General features: G+C 43.3%; 1 protein-coding gene. It reads left to right on the plus strand.

What is annotated here, in order from left to right; translation table 11 throughout:
* Positions 1-51 precede the first annotated feature (51 nt).
* On the plus strand, positions 52-446 hold a 395-nt coding region (gene rpsC / locus ACTHSP_RS21960), incomplete at its 3' end, for a 30S ribosomal protein S3 (protein ID WP_440347004.1).

A 446-nucleotide genomic window follows, 5' to 3' on the forward strand; every position in this document is an offset into this window, starting at 1 on the left:
GAGAAACAAACTTGTCATATTAACGTGACAGTGGGCAACTAAGGAAAAGCTATGGGACAAAAGATTAACCCTACAGGCTTTCGCCTGGCGGTAACTAAAGACTGGGCTTCAAAATGGTTTGCTAAAAGCACCGACTTTTCTACTGTTTTGAAACAAGATATTGATGTTCGTAACTACTTGCGTAAAAAACTGGCCAATGCTTCAGTTGGTCGCGTAGTGATCGAACGTCCTGCTAAATCTGCACGTATTACCATTCACTCTGCTCGTCCAGGTGTGGTTATTGGTAAAAAAGGCGAGGATATCGAAATCTTGAAACGTGACTTGCAAGCCCTGATGGGTGTGCCTGTTCATGTAAATATTGAAGAGATTCGTCGTCCTGAATTGGATGCGCAAATCATTGCTGATGGTATTGCCCAGCAGCTTGAAAAACGTGTTCAATTCCGTCG

It is taken from the genome of Neisseria sp. P0001.S005 (genome assembly GCF_051963715.1).